The sequence below is a fragment of the Rhodococcus sp. IEGM 1370 genome (assembly GCF_033142325.1).
Classification (GTDB): Bacteria; Actinomycetota; Actinomycetes; order Mycobacteriales; family Mycobacteriaceae; genus Rhodococcoides.
This window is the reverse complement of record NZ_JAWLRY010000013.1, coordinates 41,618-60,614: the sequence shown is the minus strand read 5'-3', so window position 1 is coordinate 60,614 and position 18,997 is coordinate 41,618. Positions and strand designations below refer to the sequence as shown.

Genomic DNA, 18,997 nt, shown 5'->3' with positions numbered 1-18,997 from the left:
TCCCGGACGCACGTGAGCTGGACCAACGGTCTAGCCTGGACACGTACGCGCGCTGAACGGGAACGAAGACAGAAACGAGGCGAACTACTGCCGTGAGCAGCAGCTCTACTACCCAATTCGGACAAAACCAATGGCTGGTCGACGAGATGTACCAGCGATTCAAGCAGGACCCTTCATCCGTCGACGCGAGCTGGCACGAGTTTCTGACCGGTTACGACCCCGAGGCAGCAACCGACGAGACCGCCGGATCCAACGGTGCTGCCGGTAACGGCGCAGCCTCGAACGGTAGCTCGACCAAGTCCGCGCCTCCCGCAGCACCAGCGCCACCAGCCAAGCCGGCCGCCTCTGCTCCCGACAAGACCGACGCGCCGAAGGCCGCTGCGAAAGCCGCCGCTCCCAAGGCCGAGGCCGCGAAGCCTGCCGCTGCTGCCAAGCCGGCCGAGAAGAAGGCCGCGCCGGCCAAGTCCGCTCCCGCGAAGCCCGCCGCAGCCGAGTTCGGTGAAGAGTCGAGCAAGATTCTGCGCGGCGCTGCTGCCGCGGTGGCGAAGAACATGTCCGCCTCGTTGCAGATTCCCACCGCGACCAGCGTGCGTGCGATTCCGGCCAAGCTCATGGTCGACAACCGCCTGGTCATCAACAACCATCTCGCTCGTACCCGCGGCGGCAAGATCTCGTTCACACACCTGCTCGGCTACGCCATCGTGCAGGCCGTCAAGGCGTTCCCGAACATGAACCGCCACTTCGCCGAGGTCGACGGCAAGCCGAACGCCGTCACTCCGGCCGCGATCAACCTCGGTCTCGCCATCGACCTGCCCGGCAAGGACGGCAACCGTTCCCTCGTCGTCGCTGCCATCAAGAACACGCAGGACTTCACGTTCACGCAGTTCTACAACGCGTACGAGGACATCGTGCGTCGCGCTCGCGACGGCAAGCTCACCGGTGAGGACTTCCAGGGCGTCACCATCTCGCTGACCAACCCCGGTGGAATCGGAACCGTGCACTCGGTGCCGCGTCTGATGAACGGCCAGGGAGCCATCATCGGTGCCGGTGCCATGGAGTACCCGGCAGAGTTCCAGGGAGCCAGCGACGAGCGTCTCGCCGAGTTCGGCGTGGGCAAGCTCATGACGCTGACCTCGACGTACGACCACCGCATCATTCAGGGTGCGGAGTCGGGTGACTTCCTCAAGACGATCCACAACCTGCTGATCAGCGACGAGTTCTACGACGAGCTGTTCCACTCGCTGAAGATCCCCTACGAGCCCATTCGCTGGCGCAAGGATCTGCCCGAGGGCACGGTCGACAAGAACACCCGCGTGCTCGAACTCATCGCGGCGTACCGCAACCGCGGTCACCTGATGGCCGACACCGACCCGTTGCAGTTCACCAAGGACAAGTTCCGGATGCATCCGGACCTCGACGTGATCAGCCACGACCTCACGCTGTGGGATCTCGACCGCGAATTCAAGGTCGGTGGATTCCACGGCAAGGACAAGATGAAGCTGCGGGACGTGCTCAGCGTTCTGCGCGACTCGTACTGCCGCCACGTGGGCGTCGAGTACACCCACATCCTCGAGACCGAGCAGGTCACCTGGCTGCAGGAACGCGTCGAGGCCAAGCACGTCAAACCGACTGTGGCGCAACAGAAGTACATCCTGAGCAAGCTCAACGCAGCCGAGGCGTTCGAGACGTTCCTGCAGACCAAGTACGTCGGGCAGAAGCGCTTCTCGCTCGAAGGTGCCGAGTCGGTCATCCCGATGATGGACTCCGTCATCGACCAGAGCGCCGAGTACGCCCTCGACGAGGTCGTCATCGGCATGCCGCACCGCGGTCGCCTCAACGTGCTCGCCAACATCGTCGGCAAGCCCTACTCGAAGATCTTCACCGAGTTCGAGGGCAACATGAACCCGGCTGCCGCACACGGCTCCGGCGACGTGAAGTACCACCTCGGTGCCGAGGGCACGTACATCCAGATGTTCGGTGACAACGACATCAAGGTCTCGCTCACCGCGAACCCGTCGCACCTCGAAGCCGTCGACCCGGTTCTCGAAGGCCTTGTCCGCGCCAAGCAGGACCTGCTGGACAAGGGCACCGGCCAGGGCGGTTACTCCGTTCTGCCGCTGATGCTGCACGGAGACGCGGCATTCGCCGGCCAGGGCGTCGTCGCCGAGACGCTGAACCTGTCCGATCTGCGGGGCTACCGCACCGGCGGCACCGTGCACATCGTCGTCAACAACCAGGTCGGCTTCACCACGTCACCGGAGTTCTCGCGTTCGTCCGAGTACTGCACCGATGTGGCGAAGATGATCGCCGCGCCGATCTTCCACGTCAACGGCGACGACCCCGAGGCCTGCGCCTGGGTGGCTCAGCTGGCGGTGGACTTCCGTCAGAAGTTCCACAAGGACGTCGTCATCGACATGATCTGCTACCGCCGTCGCGGCCACAACGAGGGCGACGATCCCTCGATGACGCAGCCGGCGATGTACGACGTGATCGACACCAAGCGCAGCGTCCGCAAGAGCTACACCGAATCGCTCATCGGCCGTGGAGACATCTCGCTCAAGGAAGCCGAGGATGCACTCCGCGACTACCAGGGCCAGCTCGAACGCGTCTTCAACGAGGTACGCGAACTCGAGAAGTACACCCCGGAGCCCAGCGAATCGGTCGAACTCGACCAGCAGTTGCCTGCCAAGCTCACCACGGCCGTCGACAAGGCAGTGCTGCACCGCATCGGCGATGCGCACCTCGACGTCCCCGACGGATTCAACGTCCACCCGCGCGTCAAGCCGGTGCTCGAGAAGCGTCGCGAGATGGCGCACGAGGGCAAGGTCGACTGGGCCTTCGGCGAGCTGCTGGCGCTCGGATCGCTGGTGGACGAGGGACGCAACATCCGCTTCTCCGGCCAGGACACCCGACGCGGCACGTTCACCCAGCGTCACTCGGTGATCATCGACCGCAAGACCGGTGCCGAGTACACCCCGCTGCAGAACATCGGCAGCGACAACCCCGGCAAGTTCATGGTCTACGACTCCGCCCTCAGCGAGTTCGCTGCAGTCGGCTTCGAGTACGGCTACTCCGTGGGCAACCCGGACGCGCTGGTGATGTGGGAAGCGCAGTTCGGCGACTTCGTCAACGGCGCGCAGTCCATCATCGACGAGTTCATCTCGTCCGGTGAGGCCAAGTGGGGTCAGCTCTCCGACGTCGTGCTGCTGCTGCCGCACGGCCACGAGGGCCAGGGTCCCGACCACACGTCCGGACGCATCGAACGCTTCCTGACGCTGTGCGCCGAGGGCTCGATGACCGTCGCACTCCCCTCGACCCCCGCGAACTACTTCCACCTGCTGCGCAGGCACGCGCGTGACGGCATCCGTCGCCCGCTGATCGTCTTCACCCCGAAGTCGATGCTGCGCAACAAGGCAGCGGTGAGCAACATCGAGGACTTCACCGACGGCAAGTTCCACTCGGTGTTCGACGAGCCCACCTACGACACCGGCACCGGTGACCGCAGCGCGGTCAAGCGAGTGCTGATGGTCAGCGGCAAGCTTTACTACGAGCTGCTCGCACGCAAGCAGAAGGACAACCGCGACGACGTCGCCATCGTCCGCATCGAGCAGCTCTACCCCGTGCCGGTCCGCCGCATCCGAGAAGCACTCGAAAGCTACCCGAACGCAACGGAATTCCGTTGGGTTCAGGAAGAGCCTGCGAACCAGGGTGCCTGGCCGTTCTTCGGTCTCGCGTTGCCCGAGCTCGTCCCCGAGAAGTTGGTCGGCATCAAGCGCATCTCGCGTCGCGCAATGTCCGCCCCGTCGTCGGGATCGAGCAAGGTGCACGCCGTCGAGCAACTCGAAATCATCGACGAGGCCTTCAACGCAGTCGGCGAAGGCTAGAAAATTCGACGACAACAGCGGCCCACTTCCTCGGAAGTGGGCCGCTGTTGTCGTTTCGGGGCTCCCCACTCCGCGTCAATGGACCATCACATGCGTCTGAGCAGTGCAACGGTCCATCCACGCAGCGTTGGGGGCTGAGTGAATGGACCGCTGCATACGTCTGGGAAGTGCAAGGGTCCATTGACGCGTGCGGGCGGGGCGACGCGTGCGGGGCGGGGCGACGGGGCGGGGGCCATCTACTGGATCAATGCGAGATTCAGTCGGTCGGACTGCAACAAAGGGACATTGATCCCAGCCGGGGCGGGCGTCGGGCGGGCGTCGGTCAGGCTGAGGCGTCGGCGTCGGTTCCCAGGAGTGCGGTGATCATTCCTGGTGCCAGTGCGACCGCGGGCAGAGCGTTGACGTTGAGGTCGATCAGTTCGTCGCGGCTCAGTTCGGGCGCGGTGAGCCAGTTGATCGTCGTTTCCTCGACGAAGGCGATCCAGCCGCGGACGGCCAGCACGATGGTGGGGGTGACCTCGATGTCGAGTCCCCCGAGTTGCGCGACGGTTCGCTCGGCCATGGCGGAGCGGGTGTCCTCGAAAACCGCGCGCATCTGCGGATCACCACTGGGAGTGCCGCGCAGGAGCGAGACGTACATCTGCCGCTTGTCGGTGACGTAATCGACGTAGTTCGCGATGGAATCGCGCAGAATCTCGTACGGTGGCAACGACGGATCGGGTGCGGTGCGCTCGAGCATGACGCGCGAGGATTCACGCACGATTTCGAGGTGGAACTCCTGCTTGGAGGCGAAGTAGTGGAACAGAAGACCTCGGGAGACGCCTGCTTGGTCTGCGATGTCCTCGACGGAGATCTGTTCGAGGGGGCGGTCGGCGAGCATCTCGGTGCCGAGCTCGATCAGTTGCGCTCGTCGTTGCTGCGGACTGAGCCTGGTCCTCTTCGTGGTCGATGTGCCGGGGCTGTTCACGAACGCCATGCAACCACCCTACTGAATGTTAGTCAATAACTATTGACTCACACTCAATAAGCTTCTACGCTCCCCTACATGAGTCTTCCCGTAACAGATACTTCGGACCGTGCAACGACGCCGCGTCACGTCGATACGCTGATCATCGGCAGCGGATTCGCCGGCCTCGGTGCCGCGATCAAGCTGACGAAGGCAGGCAAGAAGGACTTCGTCGTCATCGAACGCGGCCACGATGTGGGTGGCACCTGGCGCGACAACACCTACCCCGGTGCCGCCTGCGACGTGCCGTCGCACCTGTACTCCTACTCGTTCGCGTTGAACCCGAACTGGACGCGTTCGTTCTCCACGCAGCCCGAGATCCAGAAGTACATCGCCGGGGTGGCGCGCAAGTACGGCGTGATGGACAAGCACGTGTTCGGCACGGATGTGACCTCGGCCCGCTGGAACGCCGAGACCAACCGCTGGGACGTCGAGACCACCACGGGCAAATACACCGCGAAGATCGTCGTCTCCGCCGTCGGCGCGCTGTGTGAGCCGAACCTGCCCGACATCAAGGGAATTCACGACTTCAAGGGCGACGTCTTTCATTCGGCCCAGTGGAATCACGACGTCTCGCTCGCGGGCAAGCGCGTCGCCGTCATCGGTACCGGCGCGTCGGCGATCCAGATCGTGCCCGCCATCGCAGATCAGGTGAAGCACCTCGACGTGTACCAGCGCACCGCGCCGTGGATTCTTCCCCGCGCGGACCGCCCGTACACCAAGCTCGAGCGCTTCGCCTTCAAGCACGTTCCCGGATTCCAGCGTCTCTCCCGCACCGGCATCTACGCGATGCGCGAGACGCAGGTCGTCGGACTTGCGAAGGCTCCGGCCTTCATGAAGCCGCTGCAGTGGGCGTCGGAGAACCACCTGCGCACGCAGATCAAGGACAAGGCCCTGCGCGCGAAGGTCACGCCGAACTTCCGCATCGGCTGCAAGCGCATGCTGATCTCGAACGCGTACTACCCCGCGCTCGCCAAGAGCCACGTCGATCTCGTCACCGACGGTATCGCCGAGATCCGCGAGGGCTCCATCGTCACCAAGGACGGCACCGAACGCCCCATCGACGCGCTCGTCGTCGCCACCGGCTTCCACGTCACCGACTCCCCCGCCTACCACGGCATCACCGGCAAGGACGGCCGCACACTGGCCGAAACCTTCGAGGACGGCGGTCAGCAGGGCTACAAGGGCGCGGCGGTCGCGAACTTCCCCAACATGTTCTTCCTGGTGGGCCCCAACACCGGTCTGGGCCACACGTCGATGGTGTTCATGATCGAGTCGCAGATCAACTACCTGGTCGACGCGTTGAACACCATCGACAAGCACGACATCGGCACCATCGAGGTGCGCAAGGACGTGCAGGACGAGTACAACGTGACGCTGCAGGACCAACTCTCCAAGAGTGTCTGGATGAACGGCGGATGCGCCAGCTGGTACCTCGACAAGCACGGCAACAACACGACGCTGTGGCCGGGCTTCACCTTCGAGTTCCGCAGAATCACCAGGAACTTCGATCTCGATGCGTACCGTAGCGTCGCTACCGCAGACCTGCCCTCCGGACCGTCGGCGACCAACTCCGCCGGCAACAACACAGACAAGGTGTCCGCACGATGAGCACATTCACAGGCAAGGTGGCCGTCGTCACCGGCGCGGGCTCGGGAATCGGCCGCGCCCTGGCCCTCGAACTGGCCGGCCGCGGAGCGAAGTTGGCATTGTCCGACGTCGACACCGCCGGACTCGACGAAACGGTTCGACGAGTCGAGGCGTTGGGCGCCGAGGTCAAGTCGGATTTCTTGGATGTGTCCCAGCGGGAGACCGTGCTGGATTACGCCGAGGCCGTCGTTGCGCATTTCGGCAAGGTCAACCAGATCTACAACAACGCGGGCATCGCGTACCACGGTGACGTCGACAAGTCCTCGTTCAAGGACATCGAGCGCATCGTCGACGTCGATTTCTGGGGAGTCGTCAACGGCACCAAGGCATTTCTGCCCCACATTCAGGCCTCCGGCGACGGCCACATCATCAATATCTCCAGCCTCTTCGGCCTGCTCGCCATGCCGTCGCAGTCGGCGTACAACGCCGCGAAGTTCGCCGTCCGCGGGTTCAGCGAGTCGCTGCGCATGGAGATGTTGATCTCCAAGGCACCGGTGAAGGTGACCGTGGTGCACCCCGGTGGCATCAAGACCGCCATCGCCCGCAACGCCACGGTCGCCGAGAACTTCGATCAGGCCGACGTGGCCAAGTTCTTCGACAGCAAGCTCGCCAAGACCACCCCGATCGACGCTGCCAAGACCATTCTCAAGGGCGTCGAGAAGGGCAAGGGCAGGGTGCTCATCGGATCCGACGCCATCGCCCTCGATCTGTTGCAGCGCATCACCGGCTCGCGCTACCAGGGCCTGATCGCCGCGGTGTCCAAGCGCGCGCTTCCCCGAACGAAGAAGTAGGCGAGCCCGTGAAGTCCTTCTACGTTCCCCTGCCGATCGTCGCGGCAGCACTCAAGCCTTTCTATCGCCTGGCGCTGAATCCGCGTCTGTCGTTCCGAGCCCAGCGGGCCCTGCTCGAGGCGGCGGCTCCGGCGCAGACTCTTCCGCACGGAACCGTCGCGCAGAAGTTGACGCTCGCCGGACGGCGAGCGGAGCGCATCACCGTCGGGGCAACCGAACGCGACACCGCGATTCTGTACCTGCACGGCGGCGCGTACACGATCGGTTCGATCAACACGCACCGGTCGTTGGCAGCGCATCTGGCGCGGGAATCGGCCAGCGCCGTCTACGTGCTCGATTACCGGTTGGCCCCGGAGAACCCGTACCCGGCCGGTCTGGACGACGCTGTCGCGGCGTTCCGCGAGCTGGTCCGTGTTCACGGATTCACCGCGGACCGCATCGCCATCGCAGGCGATTCCGCCGGTGGAGGTCTGACGGTTGCCACCGCCAGGCGTCTGGTGGACGACGGCACCAGCCCGGCCGCCCTCGGCCTGATCTCGCCCTGGGTCGATCCCGGTGCACGCGACGCCGCCAAGGACCGCGATCTCGTGGTCAACACCGGCTGGTCGTACAGCTCGGCCGACGCTTATCTGGGCGCGGGCGATCCACTGGACCAAGGCTTCGCACCGCTGCTGGGCAACCTCGACGGGCTGCCTCCGATCGTCATGCACGTCGGCACCGACGAGGTGCTGTACCCGCAGATCACCGCCTTCGCGGACAAGCTGCGTCTGTCGGGCGTGGAGCTCGAGCACGTGGAGTACAAGAAGCTCTGGCACGTGGCCCATCTACAGGCGTCGATCCTGCGGGAGGCGGCTCAGGCCGTCCATCACATGGGCTCGTACCTGGGCCGCAAGGTCAGGGCAACGCAGACCGGCACAGTGTCACAGGTTGCGCTCACCGAGCCAGCGGCCGGCGACCTCGCCTGACGGAACGCCGTTGCGGACCTCGCCGATCATGTCGGCGAGGTCCGCAGTCGTCAGCTCCCCCGCCACCACCGAGAACGACCTCAGAGCACTCTCGCTGAGCACTCCGTCGACGTAGAGCGGAACCACGTTCTGCGCGGGATACACATGATCGTCGTCGGGCAGCGTGGTCAGATCCTTCGCCAACGGGCCGAACGAGGCGGTGCGAATCGCCAGTGCATCGACCTCCCCGGCGTTCAACCCGTCCACGGCGGACTGCCCATCGGCATACGGAGTGAAATCGGTGAACGACGCCCCCGTGAACGTGGGGCTCTTCGTGCCTTGCGCAAGGACGTCCATCGGATCGACCTGATCGTCCACGATTCCCACGGTCTTTTCCCCACGCCCCAGGAAGTCGGTCACCGTCTCGTCGCCCGATTCACTGTCCGACGCCACCGCAATGGCAAGTCGATCCTCGGCGGTGGCGTAATCCCCCACCGACAACCCGGCCGGCAGTGATCGGTTCAGTTCGGTGTACACGTCCTCGGCCTCGGATGCCGCCGACAGTGTGTCGAAGGTGCGAAGCAGTTCTCCGGTGAGATCGGGAACCATCGTCACCTCCCCGCGGTCCAGCGCCGCGAGGTAGTCGGCCCGGTCTCCCAGGTCTTCCTTCACCTCGACGTCCGCTCCCGTCGACCGCAGTCCACCGGCGTAGATCTGCGCGAGCAGACGCGACAGATCCGAGCTGCCTGCTCCGACGACGACGGGCTCGCCGGCAGGGTCGGTCGACTCGCCCGCACTGCAACCGCCGACCAGTCCGGCGATCGACATCACCAGGGCTGCTGCCAGAACCGACGATCGCACTGTCATTTTCTCCTGTTCACTGCCCGGGTGGTTTACCGATCTCGGCCGCGGGGCACTAGTGCGAACGAGACGGTAGTCGAACCAACCTTATGGGCACGCTGAATTCGACTACCATCCCGAGCAGCCCGAGTCCTGGTTTCGACGATGCCCCCGCAGCCCGGTGGCGGCGATCGGAGATGGGTAGGACTGTGCCCGAACCGATGGAAGGACACCATGACCACCTCCCGAATCACGCGCGCGTTCTCCGCTCCGAGGGCAGTGGCCGCCGTTGCCGCACTCGCCCTCTCGGTCACCGCTCTGACCGCCTGCGGCGGAAATTCGGATCCACTGTCCAGTGGCGGCGGCGAGAGCAACAGCGACACCAACTCGATCATCATCGGCTCGGCCAACTTCCCCGAGTCGGAGACCGTGGCGAACATCTACGCCGAGGCTCTGCGCGCCAACGGTTTCGAGGTGAGCACCAAGCTCAACATCGGCAGCCGTGAGGCCTACATTCCGGCAGTGCGAGACGGGTCGATCGACCTGATCCCCGACTACACCGGCAACCTGCTGCAGTACTTGGACGAATCCGCGACCGCCACGTCCTCCGAGGACGTCCTGGCCGCACTGCCCGCGGCTCTGGGCGACGACCTCACCGTGACGGCGCAGGCACCGGGCGAGGACAAGGACGCCGTCGTCGTCACGCGCCAGACCGCCACCGAGCGCAACCTCACCACCATCGGCGACCTCGCCCCGTTCTCCTCCGAGGTGACCTTCGCCGGTACCCCGGAATTCCAGGAACGCGTCGGCGGCCTGCCCGGTCTGCGAGACAAGTACGGTCTGGACATCTCGCCCGGCAACTACATCCCGATCTCCGACGGCGGCGGCCCGGCGACGGTCGAGGCCCTCGTCTCCGGACAGGTCGTCGCAGCGGACATCTTCACCACCGCGCCCTCGATCGCACAGAACGATCTGGTCGTCCTCGAGGATCCGGAGAACAACTTCGCTGCCCAGAACATCATTCCGGTGCTGCGTACGGCCAAGCAGTCCGACAAGCTCACTCAGGTGCTCGACGCCGTGTCGGCGCAGATCACCACCGAGGAGCTCATTGCGCTGAACACGCGAGTGTCCGGTGACGAGAAGGTCGAGCCCGCGGCAGCGGCAGCGGATTGGGTCCAGGACAAGGGTCTGGATCAGCCGGTCAGCTGATGATCACCTTCGAGAGCATCAACAAGACGTATCCGGACGGCACCACGGCCGTCGACTCGCTGGACCTGGTGATCGAGCCACACTCGTTCACCGTGTTCGTGGGGCCGTCCGGCTGCGGCAAGACCACCTCGATGCGGATGATCAATCGCATGATCACGCCCACCTCGGGCGTCATCACCGTCGACGGGCGCAACATCGCCGACATCGACGCGGTGAAGCTGCGCCGCGGCATCGGCTACGTCATCCAGAGTGCCGGGTTGCTGCCGCACCGCACCGTCGTCGACAACGTCGCCACGGTGCCGGTACTCAACGGCGAATCGCGTCGCGCAGCACGCACAGCCGCGCTCGACGTTCTCGAGCGCGTCGGCCTGGACCCGGCATTCGCCTCGCGCTACCCGGCGCAACTGTCCGGCGGGCAGCAACAGCGTGTGGGCGTCGCCCGGGCGCTTGCCGCAGACCCGCCGATCCTGCTGATGGACGAGCCCTTCAGCGCGGTCGACCCGGTGGTTCGGGAAGAACTGCAGATCGAGATGCTGCGACTGCAGGCCGATCTGAAGAAGACAATCGTGTTCGTCACCCACGACATCGACGAGGCCGTACGGCTCGGTGATCGCATCGCCGTGTTCGGACCCTATGGCCGATTGCAGCAGTACGACAAGCCGGAGACCGTACTCGCCTCACCGGCAACGTCTTTCGTGGCGTCGTTCGTCGGTCGCGATCGTGGCTACCGCGGCCTGTCGTTTCGGTCGGCACAGTCGGTGACCATGCACCCCATCCATACGGCGACGCAGGACGAGATCCACGGTCTGAGGCTGGACCAGGGGCAGTGGGTCCTCGTCGTCGATGGGCAGCGCCGTCCACTCGGATGGATCGACGCGACCGGAGTCGAGAAGGTGCGCGAAGGCCGGAGCATCGACGAGAGCACGGCGGCGGGCGGCTCCCTGTTCCTCGAGGGCGGCGATCTGCGTCAGGCACTCGACTCGGCGATCTCCTCGCCGTCGGGAATCGGTGTCGCGGTCGATGCATCCGGGGCGGCCGTGGGTAGCGTCGACGGGGCGGAGATACTCGAAAACCTTGCCGCACAACGCAAGTCGGAGGACTCCGAACGCAACCGGCACCACTTCCTCGCTACCGGGGACAACGAACAGTGACCTGGCTGCTGGACAACTTTGATGTGGTTCTCGGCTACACGAAGACGCACCTGTATCTCTCGCTCGTCCCGCTGCTCATCGGACTGTTGATCGCCATCCCGTTGGGTACCGTCATTCGCAACACCCGTTGGGTTCGCCGAATCACGCTGACGGTGGCCAGTATTGCGTTCACGCTTCCGTCGCTGGCCTTGTTCGTCACCATCCCCGCGATCGTCGGTCTTCCCGTTCTCGATCCGTTGAACGTGGTGATCGCGCTGGCGGTGTACTCGACCGCGCTGCTCGTGCGCGCAGTACCCGAGGCACTCGATTCGGTGCCGGTCGCCGTGGTCGATTCCGCCGAGGCGATGGGCTACTCGACACTGCGGAGAGCAGTGACCGTCGAACTGCCACTGGCACTTCCGGTACTCATCGCCAACATCAGGGTCGTCGCGGTCACGAACATCTCGTTGGTCTCGGTGGGCTCGGTGATCGGCATCGGCGGCCTCGGCCAGCTGTTCACCCAGGGCTACCAGCGTGACTATCCCGATCAAATTTTCGCGGGCATCATCTCGATCGTGTTCCTGGCGTTGATCTTCGACGCGGCCCTGTACCTGCTGGGGCGTCGACTCACCCCATGGACGCGGCTGAGCACAGGCTCGTCGAAGAAGAAGGCACGCGCATGAATCTCTTCTCCGAGGCGTTCTCGTACATTCTCGACGGCGGAAATTGGGCCGGTCCCACGGGAATCGGCGCACGGCTGATCGAACACATGTGGTACAGCCTGTTGGCAGTGTTGCTCTCGGCTGCCGTCGCGGTTCCGGTCGGACTGCTCATCGGTCACCTGCGCCGCGGTGAAGCCGTCATCGTCGGGCTCGTCAACGCATTGCGGTCGCTGCCGACCCTCGGCATTCTCGTCTTTCTGGTTCTGGTGATCGGGTTGGGCCTGATCCCGCCGATCATCGCGCTGGTACTGCTGGGCATTCCTCCGCTGTTGGCCGGCACGTACTCCGGCATCGCGAACGTCGACGCCAACGTCGTCGACGCCGCCCGCGCGATGGGGATGACCGAAACCCAAGTGCTGTTTCGCGTCGAGATCCCCAACGCTCTGCCCCTGATCCTCGGCGGGTTGCGCAACACCACACTGCAGATCATCGCCACCGCGACCATCGCGGCCTACGTCAACCTCGGCGGGCTCGGCCGCTACATCTTCGACGGGCTCGCGCTCTACGACTACGGCCGCGTTCTGGTCGGCGCGATCCTGGTGGCGCTGCTGACCCTGATCGTCGACGGTCTGCTCGCCCTCGCGGTGTGGACGTCCGTCCCGGGAACCGGTCGCCTACGGCGGATGCCGACCGGACTCGCGAAGGTCTGACTCGTCCCACGACGAAAGACACCGGCGAACCGCAGGCCCGGGTGGGGGCCGGGTTCGCCGGTGTTTTCTTTCCGTTTTCCTACGCGACGCCCTCGGCTCGCGCTGCTGCCGCAACTGCGTCCGCAACGGCCGGGGCGACACGAGGATCGAGTGGGCTGGGCACGATTTTGTCCGCAGCCAACTCGTCGCCGAGAACCGAGAGGATTGCCTCGGCAGCGGCGAGCTTCATGCCTTCGGTGATGCGGCGGGCACCTGCGTCGAGCGCGCCCTTGAACACACCGGGGAAGGCGAGAACATTGTTGATCTGGTTCGGGAAGTCGCTGCGTCCGGTTGCCACGATGGCGGCGTACTTCCTCGCCACCTCCGGATGGATCTCCGGATCCGGGTTGGACAGCGCGAACACGATGGAGTCCGGGGCCATCGAGGCTATGTAGCTCTCGTCGACCTTGCCCGCGGACAGACCGAGGAACACGTCGGCTCCGGCCAGGGCGTCGACCGCTCCGCCGGCCAGTGCACGGGGGTTGGTGCGCGCGGCGAGGTCGGCCTTGACGCTGGTGAGATCCTGGCGATCGGAAGAGACGATCCCCCGCGAGTCCAGCACCACCACGTCCCGGATGCCGGCCAGGAGGTGCATGTTGGCGCACGCCACACCTGCTGCCCCGGCTCCGGAGATGACGACCTTCAGTTCGGAGGTGCTCCGGCCCTGCACCTTCGCAGCCCCGTTGAGCGCGGCGAGGACGACGATGGCGGTGCCGTGTTGGTCGTCGTGCATCACCGGGCATTCGAGCGCCTCGATGACGCGGCGTTCGATCTCGAAGCAGCGCGGTGCCGAGATGTCTTCGAGGTTGACGGCACCGAAGCTGTGCCGCGTCCGCACGATGGTCTCGACGATCTCGTCGACGTCGTTGGTGTCGAGCACGATCGGGATGGAGTCGAGACCCGCGAACTTCTTGAACAGTGCGGCCTTGCCTTCCATCACCGGCAACGACGCGCGGGGACCGATATCGCCCAGGCCGAGCACTGCGGAACCGTCGGAGATGACGGCGACGAGGCGATCGGTCCAGGTGTATCGCTTGGCCAGCGCGGGTTCGGCGGCGATGGCGCGGCTGACCTGGGCCACTCCGGGAGTGTAGGCGATCGAGAGATCGCGCTGGGTCTCGAGCGGCGCTGCCAACTCGACCGACAGCTTCCCGCCGAGGTGCCCGGCGAAGATCTCCTCGTCGGTGATTCCGGCGGGAAGGGCGGGCGTTGTGGGTGTTGCTGCGGTGTCTTCGACTGCCGTCACGGTGAAAGCTCCTCGCACTGTCGACCTCGACCGGCGAGGCGACGAAATGTCAACGAAGTGAGTAGTGGAAATGAGGGCCGTCGGAGTGCGCCAGTGCTGGCTGCAAACTGCCGAGAGCGTATCTCGCATGTGAGGCGGGTGCGCCTGCACGATCAGCGATGGGCTGTAGCCCTGTCGGTGCCCCAGTGTGCCACATCGCCACCCCACCTGACCACAGAGTCAGAACGGAGCAGATCTCGGTGCCAGCACTGCTTCTACTGCCACCACTGTTCTACTGCCACCACTGTGTCCACAGGACGAGGCCGGTGGCGACGAAGACCACGATCGCCCCGAGAACGGCCGAGAATCCGCGACGGTGATCGGTGACGCGCTGCGCGAACACGGCAACGATCGCGGCGACGATGTGTGCGGCGACCGAGAGACCACCAGGACCGGGGAATCCGCGGGAGTGCCCCAGATACTGCGTGACGGCGACGCCGATGGCGAGCACCACCAGTCCTGCGGTGACGACGCCGCTGAGCCCGCGCAGGAATCGGAGCCCGAACGATCCCCCGGTCATCCGCCGGCCACGAATCCGCGAACAGAATCCGCGATCAGCTGCACCGCGATGGCGGCGAGCAACAGGCCGGCGATGCGGGCCAACAGCGAGATGCCGCCTTCTCCGAGGAGCCGGATCAGCGCCGTCGAGAATCGCAGCACCAGGAAGAACAGCACGTGAATGGTGATGATGCCCAACGCAATTGCCAGGAACGAACCGACGTCACCGTCGGCCTGGCTGACGTAGACGATTACCGCGGCAATGGCACCGGGGCCGGCCATGAGCGGAGTCCCGAGCGGCACGAGCGCGACGTTGACGTCCTCCGCGGCGGTGTCTCCGCCCGCGCCCTTTCCGGTGAGCAGTGACAACGCGATGAGCAGCAGCAACAACCCACCTGCGCCCTGCAGTGCCGGAATGCCGATGTGCAGGTAGCTCAGGATCGCCTGGCCGCCGATCGCGAACACCGAGATGACGGTCAGTGAGACGGCGGGTGCCTGCCACGCGGCCTTGTTGCGTTCTTCTTTGCTCTTGCGGCCCACCAGCGACAGGAACACCGGGATCGCGCCCGGTGGGTCCATGATGACGAACAGGGTGATGAGCACCGTCAGGTAGAGCGTCACGTCGAATGTCATGGGCGTGCCGCCGCTACGAGACGGTCGTATTGCTCTGGGGCCGTAGTGTATTCGCCCAATTTCACCGTCTTGTTGGTGCCGTGGTAGTCCGAGGATCCGGTGACGATCAGGTCCAGTTCGGCAGCGAGATCGGCCATCACCGCGGTGTCCTGCGGCGAGTGGTCCATGTGATGCACTTCCACTCCCCCGAGACCGCGCGCTGCGAGTTCGCGAATGTGATCGAGGTCGAGGATGCGACCGCGGGCACGAGCTCTGGCGTGCGCGAGCACACTGACACCGCCTGCCGCGGCGATCATGTCCACCGCGACCTCGAGGGGAGTGTCGACCTTCTCGACGTAGTACTTGCCGCTCGTCGCCAACGGACCGGCGAACGCGGCGTCCATGTTCGGAACGTAACCGGCATCGATCAGCGCGCGGCCCAGGTGCGGTCGTCCGGCTGCCGCTCCGGCCGAGGCCAGCACCGCGTCGGGATCGATGGGCAGACCGTCCGCCGCCATCTTCTCGGCGATGGCACGCAATCGAGTGACCCGCTCGCCGCGCAACCGTGCGCGCTCTCCCGCGAACGCCTCGTTCGCGGGGTCGAACAGATACGCGAGCAGATGCACAGGAACCGGCTCGCCGTCCTCGCCTCGCCCGGTGCAGGAGAGTTCCATGCCGCGCACGAGCGTGAGGCCGGACGGCAGTGCGGCGGCCGCTTCGTCCCACCCCGAGGTGGTGTCGTGATCGGTCAGAGCCACCACCGACAGTCCCGCCTCGGCTGCGGCGCGGACCAGCTCGGCCGGGCTGTCGGTGCCGTCGGACGCCGTCGAGTGGGTGTGGAGATCGATGAGCACCTGCACAGTGTTCCAGGCCCACTCCGTCGTCGTTTTGCTGGCGTACGATTGCCCGCCATGCCGTCCCTTCCACCACGCCCGTCGCTGCCGTCGCTGCATCGACGTTCGGCCAAGGCCGGTCCCGAGCCGATACCGCGCATTCCGGTGCCCACGGCCCGGGCGATCGTCGACTGCGCGGTCTACGTCGACGGGACTCGACTGCCCGGGAGATTCACGCACACCTCGGCCATCGCGGAGGTCCGTGCCCGCGGCGAGGGATTCGTGTGGGTCGGTCTGCATGCACCCGACGAACACCAGATGAGCGCGATCGCCCAGTGTTACGGCCTGCACGAGCTGATGGTCGAGGACACCGTGCACGCCCATCAGCGGCCCAAGCTCGAGCGCTACGACGACGTCGCATTTCTGGTGCTGCGCACGGTGAAGTACGTCGAGCACGAGTCGGTGACGACCGCCAACGAGATCGTCGAGAGCGGCGAGATCATGGTGATGGTCGGCCGCGACTTCGTCATCACCGTTCGGCACGGGGAGCATTCGGGGTTGGCCGGCGTGCGTCAGCGCCTCGAAGCGAACCCGGAACAGCTCGCACTCGGCCCCTCGGCGGTGCTGCACGCGGTGGCCGACCACGTCGTCGACGAGTACCTCGCGGTGACCGACTCGATCGAGCGAGACGTCGACGGCATGGAAGGGGAAGTCTTCTCGCCGCACCACCACGTGCCCATCGAGAACATCTACCTCCTCAAGCGGGAGGTCGTCGAGCTGCGCCGGTCGGTGACACCGCTGTCCACGCCGTTGGCGCGTCTGGTGCAGGAGCCGAGCGTCCCCAAGGCGGTGCGACGCTACCTGCGCGACGTGCAGGACCATCACACAACCGTCGCCGAACGTATCTCCGAGTACGACGAGGTGCTCAGCTCGTTGGTCGACGCCGCGCTGGCGCGAGTGACGATGCAGCAGAACCTGGACATGCGCAAGATCTCGTCGTGGGTGGCGATCGCCGCTGTGCCGACGATGGTCGCGGGCATCTACGGGATGAATTTCGACAACATGCCCGAGTTGCACTGGACGTACGGCTATCACCTGATGGTCGCGGTCGTGTTGTGCGTGTGTATCGGACTGTGGCGGACGTTCCACAAGAACGACTGGCTCTAGCGACCTTTCGGAGATTGGACAACGTCCAACAGAGTCCGACGGTCGTTGGTGATTACCCCGACCCCTTCCGGGTCACGATCCCGTCGGTCCTGACCGGATGAGACTGCAGAAGCCCTGCATCCTCGTCCGGAAGGGATCGATGAGAATCCGCTCACTGGTACTGGCCGTCGCGATCATGACCGTCTGCGCGCCGGGTACAGCGCATGCCAGGTCGAACCCCGATCTCGGTCCCGTGCTCACCGTCGCTCCGGCCGCCCTCGACCACGCCCTCACGTGCACCCCCGATCTGCCCGACGCCACCCGCGATCCGGTCCTGCTCACCCCGGCCTTCGCCACCGATCAGCAATCGTTCGGTTGGAACTATCTGCAGTCACTGCCCGCCGCTGGGATACCGGTGTGCAGCCTCTCGCTTCCCGACGAGGGCTACGGAGACCTTCAGGTCGCCGCCCAGTACGTGGTGCATGCGGTCCGCACCATGGCAGCCGACAGCGGTCGCCAGGTCGTCCTGATGGGTCACCAGCACGGTCCACTCGACGAGCTGTGGGCGTTGAAATTCTGGCCGGATCTGCCCGCGCTGGTATCGGATTTCATCTCGCTCGCCACCCCGTACAACGGCACCGACTCGGCGCGCTCGGGATGCGACGACTCGCAGGAGTGCCCGCCGGCGAACTGGCAGATCGCCACCGGATCGAAGTTCCTCACCGCGCTGGCGGCGCGTCCGTTGCCCGCGGGGCCCAGTTACACCTCGATCTACACGACATTCGACCAATTGATCTGTCCACAACCGCACGCCAGCACCCTCGCCGGGGCCGCGAACATCGCCGTCCAGGACGTCTGCCCGCTCCGGCCCGTCGAACACTTCAACATCATCGGCGACAACGTCGCCTTTCACCTCGTCCTCGACGCGCTCGAACACGACGGACCTGCTGTGCGCGAACGCATCTCGGACGACCTGTGTTTCACCACCACGATGCCGAACCTGCGTTACGACGCAGATGCCGCGATCACCGGACTGAAGTACCTGGCCGAGGTGCCTCTGCACCTCATCTTCGATTCCGTCACTGCCGAACCGGAATTGGCGTCCTACGCGCGATGACTTCTCGTCAGAGACTGGCCGCAGATCGATTCGGATCGCGCACGTCGATCCCTGCCTCGGTCCAGGCCTCCCGCAGGGCCGCTGCACCGCGCAGCCGCACCCACGCGGCCTCGGTGCCGGTCAACGGTACGGCGGCCAGAAAGCGAACCGGGTCGTAGGGCTCGGGCAGCGTCAGATCGGCGATATCGCTCTCGCCCAGCAGCACCGCGGTGAACGGCGCGTTGGTCCACAGCGGCTCGCCCAGGTCGAGCAGCGCGTCCTCGACGAGCACGACGCCCTCCACCGCGGGAGAGGCAGCGAGCACGGCCAGGGACTTGTGCACGCCCGACGCCACGCCTGCCCCACCGCGCAGAGTCAGCACCAGTTCGGCTCGGGGGCCGCGCGAGGGATCGGCGACGAGTTCGTTGGGGTCGGCCATGGGGTGACGAGAACAGCCGAGACTGACGTACCGGACCACGTCGGAGTCCGCGCCGAATCTCAGCACGTCCAGTGACTCGAGGCCGAGGAACGTCACCGACGCCGACGACGGATTCTCGTCGCCGATCTCGGTCACCAGATGTGCGCGTACCGCTTCGATGACACTGTCGCTCACCTGACCCATCCAACACCACCGATGCCCGAGAAGTCCGTTCGGAGGTACC

At 65.3% G+C, this 18,997-nt stretch carries 17 protein-coding genes; 10 read left to right on the top strand and 7 right to left on the bottom strand.

Annotation, left to right across the window (positions count from 1 at the left end; all coding sequences use genetic code 11):
• The first annotated feature begins 92 nt into the window (after positions 1 to 92).
• Positions 93 to 3,884 carry a multifunctional oxoglutarate decarboxylase/oxoglutarate dehydrogenase thiamine pyrophosphate-binding subunit/dihydrolipoyllysine-residue succinyltransferase subunit gene (locus R4P47_RS16560; protein ID WP_317785217.1) on the top strand — a complete coding sequence of 1,264 codons (3,792 nt, stop codon included), beginning with the start codon at positions 93 to 95 and terminating at the stop codon, positions 3,882 to 3,884.
• 322 nt (positions 3,885 to 4,206) lie between these two features.
• Here the strand turns inward: R4P47_RS16560 and R4P47_RS16555 are convergent, their stop codons facing one another.
• Positions 4,207 to 4,860, bottom strand: coding sequence for a TetR/AcrR family transcriptional regulator (locus R4P47_RS16555; protein WP_149407950.1), 654 nt, complete (start codon positions 4,858 to 4,860; stop codon positions 4,207 to 4,209).
• 69 nt (positions 4,861 to 4,929) lie between these two features.
• Between R4P47_RS16555 and R4P47_RS16550 the strand changes: the two genes are divergently transcribed.
• From R4P47_RS16550 to R4P47_RS16540, 3 genes are read left to right on the top strand one after another with little or no spacing between them, the layout of a single operon-like run.
• Positions 4,930 to 6,501, top strand: coding sequence for an NAD(P)/FAD-dependent oxidoreductase (locus tag R4P47_RS16550; protein WP_317785216.1), 1,572 nt, complete (start codon positions 4,930 to 4,932; stop codon positions 6,499 to 6,501).
• Positions 6,498 to 7,331: an SDR family NAD(P)-dependent oxidoreductase gene (locus tag R4P47_RS16545; protein ID WP_068053168.1), complete on the top strand. Its 834-nt coding sequence runs from the start codon at positions 6,498 to 6,500 to the stop codon at positions 7,329 to 7,331. Before R4P47_RS16550 ends, R4P47_RS16545 begins: the two co-directional genes overlap by 4 nt.
• 8 nt (positions 7,332 to 7,339) lie before the next feature.
• The gene (locus R4P47_RS16540; protein ID WP_317785215.1) at positions 7,340 to 8,296 is read left to right on the top strand and encodes an alpha/beta hydrolase; all 957 of its coding nucleotides are present in this window, start codon (positions 7,340 to 7,342) and stop codon (positions 8,294 to 8,296) included.
• Here R4P47_RS16540 and R4P47_RS16535 read toward each other — a convergent pair.
• Positions 8,252 to 9,142, bottom strand: coding sequence for a glycine betaine ABC transporter substrate-binding protein (locus R4P47_RS16535; protein ID WP_317785214.1), 891 nt, complete (start codon positions 9,140 to 9,142; stop codon positions 8,252 to 8,254). The genes R4P47_RS16540 and R4P47_RS16535 overlap by 45 nt on opposite strands.
• Before the next feature lie 207 nt (positions 9,143 to 9,349).
• On the opposite strand from R4P47_RS16535, the gene R4P47_RS16530 reads away from it, so the two are divergent.
• From R4P47_RS16530 to R4P47_RS16515, 4 genes are read left to right on the top strand one after another with little or no spacing between them, the layout of a single operon-like run.
• Positions 9,350 to 10,324 (top strand): ABC transporter substrate-binding protein, encoded by a 975-nt coding sequence (locus R4P47_RS16530; RefSeq protein WP_149407946.1) that lies wholly within the window; start codon positions 9,350 to 9,352, stop codon positions 10,322 to 10,324.
• A complete protein-coding gene (locus R4P47_RS16525) occupies positions 10,324 to 11,475 on the top strand; it encodes an ABC transporter ATP-binding protein (protein ID WP_317785213.1) in 1,152 nt (383 codons plus the stop codon). Before R4P47_RS16530 ends, R4P47_RS16525 begins: the two co-directional genes overlap by 1 nt.
• Positions 11,472 to 12,137 (top strand): ABC transporter permease, encoded by a 666-nt coding sequence (locus R4P47_RS16520; RefSeq protein ID WP_317785212.1) that lies wholly within the window; start codon positions 11,472 to 11,474, stop codon positions 12,135 to 12,137. Before R4P47_RS16525 ends, R4P47_RS16520 begins: the two co-directional genes overlap by 4 nt.
• The gene (locus R4P47_RS16515) at positions 12,134 to 12,826 is read left to right on the top strand and encodes an ABC transporter permease (protein ID WP_149407944.1); all 693 of its coding nucleotides are present in this window, start codon (positions 12,134 to 12,136) and stop codon (positions 12,824 to 12,826) included. The genes R4P47_RS16520 and R4P47_RS16515 overlap by 4 nt, the downstream gene beginning before the upstream one ends.
• 79 nt (positions 12,827 to 12,905) lie before the next feature.
• Here the strand turns inward: R4P47_RS16515 and R4P47_RS16510 are convergent, their stop codons facing one another.
• The 4 genes from R4P47_RS16510 to R4P47_RS16495 all read right to left on the bottom strand — a co-directional run bounded on the left by R4P47_RS16510 (position 12,906) and on the right by R4P47_RS16495 (position 16,114).
• Positions 12,906 to 14,111: an NADP-dependent malic enzyme gene (locus tag R4P47_RS16510; protein ID WP_317785211.1), complete on the bottom strand. Its 1,206-nt coding sequence runs from the start codon at positions 14,109 to 14,111 to the stop codon at positions 12,906 to 12,908.
• Positions 14,112 to 14,382: 271 nt separating this feature from the next.
• Positions 14,383 to 14,670 (bottom strand): hypothetical protein, encoded by a 288-nt coding sequence (locus R4P47_RS16505; protein ID WP_149407943.1) that lies wholly within the window; start codon positions 14,668 to 14,670, stop codon positions 14,383 to 14,385.
• Entirely contained in the window at positions 14,667 to 15,281 is a 615-nt protein-coding gene (locus tag R4P47_RS16500; RefSeq protein WP_149407942.1) for a MarC family protein, read from the bottom strand. Before R4P47_RS16500 ends, R4P47_RS16505 begins: the two co-directional genes overlap by 4 nt.
• Positions 15,278 to 16,114, bottom strand: a complete 837-nt coding sequence (locus R4P47_RS16495) for a PHP domain-containing protein (RefSeq protein WP_317534033.1) — start codon at positions 16,112 to 16,114, stop codon at positions 15,278 to 15,280. The genes R4P47_RS16500 and R4P47_RS16495 overlap by 4 nt, the downstream gene beginning before the upstream one ends.
• Positions 16,115 to 16,171: 57 nt before the next feature.
• Between R4P47_RS16495 and R4P47_RS16490 the strand changes: the two genes are divergently transcribed.
• Complete coding sequence (locus R4P47_RS16490) at positions 16,172 to 17,260, top strand: magnesium and cobalt transport protein CorA (RefSeq protein WP_317785210.1); 1,089 nt, start codon at positions 16,172 to 16,174, stop codon at positions 17,258 to 17,260.
• A 139-nt stretch (positions 17,261 to 17,399) separates the two neighbouring features.
• The gene (locus tag R4P47_RS16485) at positions 17,400 to 18,356 is read left to right on the top strand and encodes a lipase (RefSeq protein WP_317785209.1); all 957 of its coding nucleotides are present in this window, start codon (positions 17,400 to 17,402) and stop codon (positions 18,354 to 18,356) included.
• Positions 18,357 to 18,363: 7 nt separating this feature from the next.
• Here the strand turns inward: R4P47_RS16485 and R4P47_RS16480 are convergent, their stop codons facing one another.
• Positions 18,364 to 18,957 (bottom strand): suppressor of fused domain protein, encoded by a 594-nt coding sequence (locus R4P47_RS16480; RefSeq protein ID WP_094641303.1) that lies wholly within the window; start codon positions 18,955 to 18,957, stop codon positions 18,364 to 18,366.
• Positions 18,958 to 18,997: the final 40 nt, after the last annotated feature.

Excerpts from the sequence above, each read along its gene's own strand:
- R4P47_RS16500 (WP_149407942.1), bottom strand. The coding sequence starts at position 15,281 with ATGACATTCGACGTGACGCTCTACCTGACGGTGCTCATCACCCTGTTC.
- R4P47_RS16485 (WP_317785209.1), top strand. The coding sequence starts at position 17,400 with ATGAGAATCCGCTCACTGGTACTGGCCGTCGCGATCATGACCGTCTGC.
- R4P47_RS16525 (WP_317785213.1), top strand. The coding sequence starts at position 10,324 with ATGATCACCTTCGAGAGCATCAACAAGACGTATCCGGACGGCACCACG.
- R4P47_RS16550 (WP_317785216.1), top strand. The coding sequence starts at position 4,930 with ATGAGTCTTCCCGTAACAGATACTTCGGACCGTGCAACGACGCCGCGT.
- R4P47_RS16490 (WP_317785210.1), top strand. The coding sequence starts at position 16,172 with ATGCCGTCCCTTCCACCACGCCCGTCGCTGCCGTCGCTGCATCGACGT.
- R4P47_RS16555 (WP_149407950.1), bottom strand. The coding sequence starts at position 4,860 with ATGGCGTTCGTGAACAGCCCCGGCACATCGACCACGAAGAGGACCAGG.
- R4P47_RS16480 (WP_094641303.1), bottom strand. The coding sequence starts at position 18,957 with ATGGGTCAGGTGAGCGACAGTGTCATCGAAGCGGTACGCGCACATCTG.
- R4P47_RS16535 (WP_317785214.1), bottom strand. The coding sequence starts at position 9,142 with ATGACAGTGCGATCGTCGGTTCTGGCAGCAGCCCTGGTGATGTCGATC.
- R4P47_RS16530 (WP_149407946.1), top strand. The coding sequence starts at position 9,350 with ATGACCACCTCCCGAATCACGCGCGCGTTCTCCGCTCCGAGGGCAGTG.
- R4P47_RS16505 (WP_149407943.1), bottom strand. The coding sequence starts at position 14,670 with ATGACCGGGGGATCGTTCGGGCTCCGATTCCTGCGCGGGCTCAGCGGC.
- R4P47_RS16545 (WP_068053168.1), top strand. The coding sequence starts at position 6,498 with ATGAGCACATTCACAGGCAAGGTGGCCGTCGTCACCGGCGCGGGCTCG.
- R4P47_RS16515 (WP_149407944.1), top strand. The coding sequence starts at position 12,134 with ATGAATCTCTTCTCCGAGGCGTTCTCGTACATTCTCGACGGCGGAAAT.